This is a genomic window from Tunicatimonas sp., assembly GCF_049647865.1.
In the GTDB taxonomy this organism is placed as follows: Bacteria; Bacteroidota; Bacteroidia; order Cytophagales; family Cyclobacteriaceae; genus Tunicatimonas.
The window spans coordinates 20744-27613 of record NZ_JBARYM010000720.1; the positions used below are offsets into that span (position 1 = coordinate 20744).

Genomic DNA, 6870 nt, shown 5'->3' on the forward strand with positions numbered 1-6870 from the left:
ACAGATAAGTGGTCTGTTTTGTATTCTTTTTTTTTAGATTATCCCCGCTATGGCAAAGTTCTTCAATACTATTCGTAAAAAACTTATCAAACAGAACGAGGTTCGTCACTATTTTCTCTACGCATTGGGGGAAATCGTACTGGTCGTAATTGGAATATTAATCGCACTTCAAATTAACGGGTGGAACCAGGAACGCAAAAACCGTTTAGAGGAGGAACAATATCTAGCCCGTTTACATCGTGATTTTGAGGAAGCAGTACGTAAGCAGGAAGAAAAAATGGACTGGCTTAACGAGCGACTTTACCAGATAGAGATTTTAGTTGAAGTACTAAATGGTAGAGAACCCCAACCAGAAGAAATCGCAGGTATAGACAATGCAATTGCCTCTCTGTGGCCTACGTTGAGGTCTATGGATCGCCTTGTTACGCTATTAGAGATGCGATCTAATGGGAAGCTACAGTTAATACGTGATGTAGACCTTCGAAACGCGCTTGAGAATTTTGACCTATCGGCCGATGCCTATCAGAAAGTTATCGAGAAGAGCTTAGACCTTCAATTAGTCTATCATAAAGCTCTTATAGAACCAATTACTACCTACAAAGACTTCCGTACTGATCCGCCGGGCCGTACTTTTGCAAAATATAATCTGAACGAATTACGAGCGAACAGCTCCTACAAAAAGGCAATAGAAGCGAAATACTGGAATTTAACACTATCGAAGTTACAGATTAAGAATCATTTTGATTTCACTAAAGAAGTAAAAGGGAAGCTGACTAAAGCGATAAAGAAAAACATTGAACAGCCTAAAGCAATTCTACCTCACCAGTACTAATCTTGTAGTAGGTTGATACAACTTTTACCCCACCTTCTTTTATTTCCCGGATTAAAATAGGGTGCGCTTCTCTAAGTTGCTCCGCTACCATCTGCGCGTTGTTTCGAATAGAGTTAGTTAGCAAATCACCTTCCATTTGCTTGGCTAAGTATACCGCGGGTTTAATCGCCTGAATAATTGCCCCAATGTGGCCCTCAGTCTCATCGGTGCCTAAGCTGGCTCCTACTGCGCCACACTTTTCGTGCCCCATCACCACTACTAGTTTAGACCCAAGGTGGGCTACCGCGTACTCAATGCTACCAATCACTTTTTCGCGGGCCACGTTTCCAGCTACGCGAATTACGAAGAGATCACCCAGGCCTTGGTCGAAAATGATCTCAGGAGCTACGCGGGAGTCAGAGCAGGTGAGCACTACGGCAAAGGGGCTTTGGCCCTCGGTGAGCGAGTAGCGCCACTGTCGGTCTTCGTGGGGATGTTTTTGATGCTCCTCCATAAAGCGGCGGTTGCCGTCCATTAATTCTTTTAGAGCATCATCAGCGTTTACTACGGTAGTTGACATAAGCTTATAAGGTTGAGTATGTTAATAGTTATTTCTTCTGTAAACTACGAAATATGTACTAAAGGTCTTTACAAGCAGAAATAATTCTTTATGGTAGATTATGCTAACGGCACTTCTATTTATTAAAGTATACCGCATCTCTCACAAACTGTTTGAGTAGATCAACTTGATCTTTCGCTAATTTCTCACCGTATTTTCCCACCAAATAGGCAGTTAGCATAAACAAAAGCGCGATAGGAAAGGCGAATAGTAAGTTGGATGACTCTCCTAATAATAGTTTTGAGACAGCGAAGAACGAGATAAATAGAGCGATCATTCCGATAGCCGCATAAATAAACATGAACATCGTCCAAACGGCGGGCCGAGGGCCAATTAACCCAGATACCACCGAATGATTTTGATTCTCTTCGTTGGGTTCTACCCTGAAATTCAACTGAGGTGACCAATAATGGACATCTGCTCCGCTAATATCTAGTGTAACATGATTGTTGGTAATATACCCTTTAATATTGCTCGGAGAATTCTCAAGTAAATTTGTAATTCTATTCATAACCTCTTCCTTAGAGTGCGAGGTTTCTAATTTAAATCGAGGTCTGATATGGGGTACGGTAGATTCTATGGCGAGGTAGATTTAGTAGTAATTTACAAAACTCTACGTACATTTTAAGGTTCAATTCTACTTGAAATTAAACCCATCAACCTCCCCAATTCGCTAATTTATAGCTAAGTAAAGATGAGCATCACTGAGAATTGTCTTTTCCTGTTCAGCGAAGTAGGGGTTTGATTTTCCGATACTCAGCAGGTTGGAGTCTACCCATTTGAGTAGGCTGTGGTCTTTTACGTAAAAGTGATTACTAGTGGTAGATAGTTCAGAAGCATCAAATTCATTGTGCCACTTCGGCCGATGATAGATGGTTTTGGTCTTATCCACAAAAAAGAGATCGCCCGCCCGGAAGTAGTACGCCGAAATCAGTGCTTCCCGATCGCCATCAAAAGTAATGACTAGCTTCACCAACTCACCTCCATCAAAAAACTTAGTAATTCGGGTCGCAGCCGGTCGGTACGTTTCGGCTCCTTCCACAGAATAATTCTCGGCGGTGGTATCTCGAGAGATAGCGACATTTGACAAATCAATCATTTTGAACTGATTGATATTGGCATTGATCTCTCTAAACCAATTCCGCATTTGGTCTAAGTCTTCTTCAGTACCCTGAGCAGATAGTGATCCACTTAGAAAGAATAGCAGGCTGAAGATGGCAATATTTCTGTTCATGCGAAGTGTTGGTTAACTATAATAGTAAGCTTTTTCTCTACTCTGCTTAAATGCTCTAAAAACAAAGTTATACCGACGAAACGGATGCCATAACTTCAGACCACCCCAATAGCATTTGTCCTAATAGAAGATTAAGATAGAAACACTACGAATAAAGCTTATTCTGTACTGAGTGTATCGCCTAGTCTACCCCATCTTGATATCCCTCTGAGCAAAAGGTTGCTCGTACAGTCGAGTACCAGTAGCTTTATACAGCGCATTAGCTAAAGCTCCCATAACCGGCGGTAGCGAAGGCTCCCCTAAGCCGGTAGGATCGACTCCATTTTCTACGAAAAAGGTTTCAATCTCTACGGGGGCTTCCTTACTTCGGATAAGACGATATTTGTCGTAGTTGCTTTGGTTGGGCTTACCGTCGGTAAAGGTAATTGCTCCGTAGAGGGCGTGACCAATCCCGTCAATAATACCTCCTTCTACCTGGTTAATCGCACCTTCGGGGTTCACCACAATACCGCAGTCTACGGCGCACCATACTTTTTGTACTTTGGGCTGCCCGCTATCCATTACTATATCTACCACCTGAGCTACATAAGAATTATGGCAATAGTAGGCCGATACTCCACGATGTACTCCCGGCATATCCTGCCCCCATTGAGTCTTTTCTTTTATTAGCTTAAGCACTCCGGCGTAACGCTCGGCATCATAATCATTATCTTCTCCTACCGGATTACTAATAGCTCGGTCGAACAGTTCCAGACGAAACTCAATGGGGTCTTTTCCTGCTACTTCGGCTACTTCATCCAGGAAAGATTGCTCAGCGCCCGCCACAAAATTGGAGCGGGGGGCACGCCAGGCTCCGGTAGAAATATTAGAATCTACGTTGTGATTTTCAGCTAAATAGTTATCAACCGTACCCGCTGGGTAACGATTGGCGAACACCGGTCCCCCCTGGACACCCGCTCCCCGTACGTGGAAAGCGGTCATATTATTGTCGTTATCCAATGCAGCCCGGTAGGTGATTTTGTAGGCTGGGCGGTAGGTTCCCTGCGTCATATCATCTTCCCGGCTGTACACTAGTTTGATAGGCGCGCCTGCTTTCTGAGAAATGGCGGCGGCTTCTAGTCCAAAGTTTCCGTAGAGCCGTCGGCCAAAACCTCCGCCCATACGAGTCATATCAATACTAATTTTTTCTTCGGGCATTCCCAGTAAGTCCGATACGCTTTTTCGCATATTTTCCGGTGTCTGAATTGGTCCGACTAAATCAGCTTTTTCGGCAGTGACATGGGCAAAGAAATTCATTGGCTCCATAGTGTTGTGGGGTAGGAACGGCGCACTATAGGTTCGCTCTACCACTTTCGCCGCATTGCTAAACGCCGCATCAGGATTACCATCTTTACGGGATGGCTCATTAGCTTTCGTGTTAATCGCTTCGGTGAGAGCCACTTCAATATCTTGAGAATTCTCACCCGGACTTTCCTGCTCCCAGTTTACCTTTACTGTTTTCTTAGCTTTCATTACCGGCCAAGTACTTTCACCTATCACCGCAATAAGCTCGGGAAAGGCATTTATGTCTGACCAAGTTTTACCTTCATCGGATGGAGCAGTCTTCACTCGGAAAACATCTTTAATGCCCTTCATCGCCAGCGCCTTACTAGCATCAAAATCTTTAATTTTCATTCCGAAGGCCGGAGGGTGAATAATCATAGCGGTAAGCATACCATCCCGCTTTAGGTCTAATCCAAATAGTGGTTTTCCCGCAACAATCGCCGGTCCGTCTACATTCTTGGTCGGACGACCGATGATCTTAAAATCTTTTGGATCTTTCAGTTCTATTTCTTCGGGTACTTCTAAGCTGGCTGCTGTGGTAGCAATCTCACCGTAACCAATAGATTTATCCGAACCAGTATGGGAGATGGTTCCGTTCTCGGTCGATAGTTCCCCTACCGGTACGCTCCATTGCTGGGCGGCCGCTTCCAGTAGCACTCGGCGAGCTGAGGCGCCCGCCATTCGTAAACTTTGCCATCCTTGCCGGATAGATTGGCTCCCTCCGGCTAGCTGGCGAGTGTATTTTTCGGTATTTAAACCAGCTTGCTCAACTGTTACATCTTTCCAATCTACGTCCAGCTCTTCCGCTACAATCATGGGCATGGCCGTTTTTACATTCTGACCAATTTCCGGGTTGGGTGACATAATCGTTACGTTGCCGTTGTCGCCAATTTTGATGAAGGCATTTACATCGAACCACTCTTTAGGCACGTCGGCAACTTCTTCAGTAGCGGGTTGACATGAAGTCAGCCAATTGAAGCCAATCATTATACCACCTCCGGTAGCAGAAGATACTTTCAAAAAAGATCGTCGGTTGAACTGCGTTTTTATTAAAGTCATGATAGTTTTTTTGAATTGCGTATTGGAAGATTGAAAAAGTACAAATTGAGCGCAGTTTTTAGTTAGCGGTTTTTCAATTTGAAATTCTCTGATATGGAATCTGTAATTAGCATCAGCTTAGTTTTTCGGAAGCAGTGCGGATAGCGGCCTTAACGCGCACGTAAGTACCGCAGCGACAAATATTTCCATTCATTGCATCTTCAATCTCTTTATCTGAAGGATTAGGAGTTTTGGACAACAGAGAAGCGGCACTCATCATTTGCCCAGATTGGCAATAGCCACACTGCGCTACATCATGCTCTAGCCAAGCTTGCTGTACAGCATGGTTAGCATCTTCAGATAAACCCTCTACCGTAGTAAGTTTTGCTTCTCCTACACTGCTAACCGGAACTGAACAGGAGCGGACCGCGGTTCCGTTGAGGTGTACAGTACAGGCACCGCACTGAGCAATACCACAACCAAACTTAGTACCTACCAAATCTAAATTATCGCGAAGTACCCAGAGAACGGGAGTGTCTGGGTCAACATCAACTTGATGCTGCTGCCCATTTACGTTGATAGTGAAAGCTGCCATGAGAAGTATGTTAAAGGTATAGTTACGCTAAAGAGGGATAATTTACCAAAGTTAGCGCAAGTTTGCGAACTCTGGCGGAGCGAATTTCTTCAATTATTATGAGTATTATAAATCATTTGATATGCGATATGACTATATGTTATTCTGCGCAGATTTTTTCTGAAATTTTACTCAAAGATACGTACCTCAAATAGCAACAAGACCATGATTAAACTAAAAAAGTGTAGTAAATGCATAAACTTTCCGTTGCAAGTCTAGAGAGCACTGCAGAGCAGGCAAACAATAATTAATCAGTTAGCATAATAGCCAACTTAAATTTTCCAGCACAATCTAAAGTATTTTTAACTTCCATTCGTCTACCTAAAGAATGGAAGATCCTACCGATACGCTGGTGCCTAAACCCTCCCCACCCAAAATAGTGCAGGTGGTGAAAGACTATGGCAACCGACTGTTTCGCTTTATTCGGGGCCGAGTAGGCTCAGATGAAGATGCGGAAGATATTTTGCAGGAAGTATGGTATCAGTTAAGCCACTCAATCAATATTGAAGAAGTAGAGCAAATTAGCGGATGGTTGTACCGGGTGGCCCGAAACAAAATTGTGGACAAACATCGCAAGAAAAAACCCGACTCACTGGGCGACTATCAATACGGAGAGGATGGTGAATTTAGTCTACAAGAAATTCTACTGGCAGACGATCGCGATCCTGAAACCGAATATCTCAAAGAAATTTTTTGGCAGGAATTATTTATTGCTTTGGAAGAACTTCCTGAAAACCAGCGGCGGGTATTTGTAGAGAACGAATTGGAGGATAAAACCTTGCAGCAAATTGCAGATGAAACTGGAGAAAAGCTCAAAACCGTTATTTCAAGGAAAGGGTACGCCGTAAAACATTTACGTCGCCGATTGGAAACCTTGTATCATGAATTTCTATCTTACTAAGACCTATGACTCCTAGAAAACGCTACCGAGGATTCTTCTTTTTGCTGTTTATTCCGCTACTCATTGGAGCACTGGCCGGAGGGGTAATGATACTATGGAATGCCATCCTTCCTGATATATTCGATGTTAAGCGAATCACTTACGGGCAAGCTTTAGGGTTATTTATTCTGTGCCGGATACTATTCGGAGGCTTCCAGTTCGGAGGGCCTCGTCGTCCTCGGAAAAAGCATCGCCGAAACCGTTGGAGCAATCTGAACCAAGCAGAAAAAGACCGACTGAAAGAAGAATGGCGCAGGCGCTGCGGTCTCTA

At 43.8% G+C, this 6870-nt stretch carries 8 protein-coding genes; 3 read left to right on the forward strand and 5 right to left on the reverse strand.

From position 1 onward, the window contains the following. The first annotated feature begins 49 nt into the window (after nucleotides 1-49). Entirely contained in the window at nucleotides 50-832 is a 783-nt protein-coding gene (locus WBA23_RS21065; protein ID WP_424584255.1) for a DUF6090 family protein, read from the forward strand. On the opposite strand, the gene WBA23_RS21070 is transcribed toward WBA23_RS21065, so the two are convergent. The 5 genes from WBA23_RS21070 to WBA23_RS21090 all read right to left on the reverse strand — a co-directional run bounded on the left by WBA23_RS21070 (nucleotide 804) and on the right by WBA23_RS21090 (nucleotide 5620). Beyond that, nucleotides 804-1391, reverse strand: a complete 588-nt coding sequence (locus tag WBA23_RS21070; protein ID WP_424584256.1) for a carbonic anhydrase — start codon at nucleotides 1389-1391, stop codon at nucleotides 804-806. The two genes, WBA23_RS21065 and WBA23_RS21070, sit on opposite strands and share 29 nt — an antisense overlap. Before the next feature lie 115 nt (nucleotides 1392-1506). Then, nucleotides 1507-1941 carry a hypothetical protein gene (locus WBA23_RS21075; protein WP_424584257.1) on the reverse strand — a complete coding sequence of 145 codons (435 nt, stop codon included), beginning with the start codon at nucleotides 1939-1941 and terminating at the stop codon, nucleotides 1507-1509. A gap of 162 nt (nucleotides 1942-2103) precedes the next feature. After that, nucleotides 2104-2664, reverse strand: a complete 561-nt coding sequence (locus WBA23_RS21080; protein WP_424584258.1) for a hypothetical protein — start codon at nucleotides 2662-2664, stop codon at nucleotides 2104-2106. Nucleotides 2665-2850: 186 nt separating this feature from the next. Further along, a complete protein-coding gene (locus WBA23_RS21085) occupies nucleotides 2851-5046 on the reverse strand; it encodes a molybdopterin cofactor-binding domain-containing protein (RefSeq protein WP_424584259.1) in 2196 nt (731 codons plus the stop codon). Between the two features lie 112 nt (nucleotides 5047-5158). Continuing rightward, nucleotides 5159-5620, reverse strand: a complete 462-nt coding sequence (locus WBA23_RS21090) for a (2Fe-2S)-binding protein (protein WP_424584260.1) — start codon at nucleotides 5618-5620, stop codon at nucleotides 5159-5161. A gap of 367 nt (nucleotides 5621-5987) precedes the next feature. Here WBA23_RS21090 and WBA23_RS21095 point away from each other — a divergent pair, with 367 nt between their 5' ends. Beyond that, the gene (locus WBA23_RS21095) at nucleotides 5988-6560 is read left to right on the forward strand and encodes an RNA polymerase sigma factor (RefSeq protein ID WP_424584261.1); all 573 of its coding nucleotides are present in this window, start codon (nucleotides 5988-5990) and stop codon (nucleotides 6558-6560) included. Between the two features lie 5 nt (nucleotides 6561-6565). Then, nucleotides 6566-6870, forward strand: a 305-nt coding sequence (locus WBA23_RS21100; protein ID WP_424584262.1) for a hypothetical protein, incomplete at its 3' end; no start/stop codon positions are given.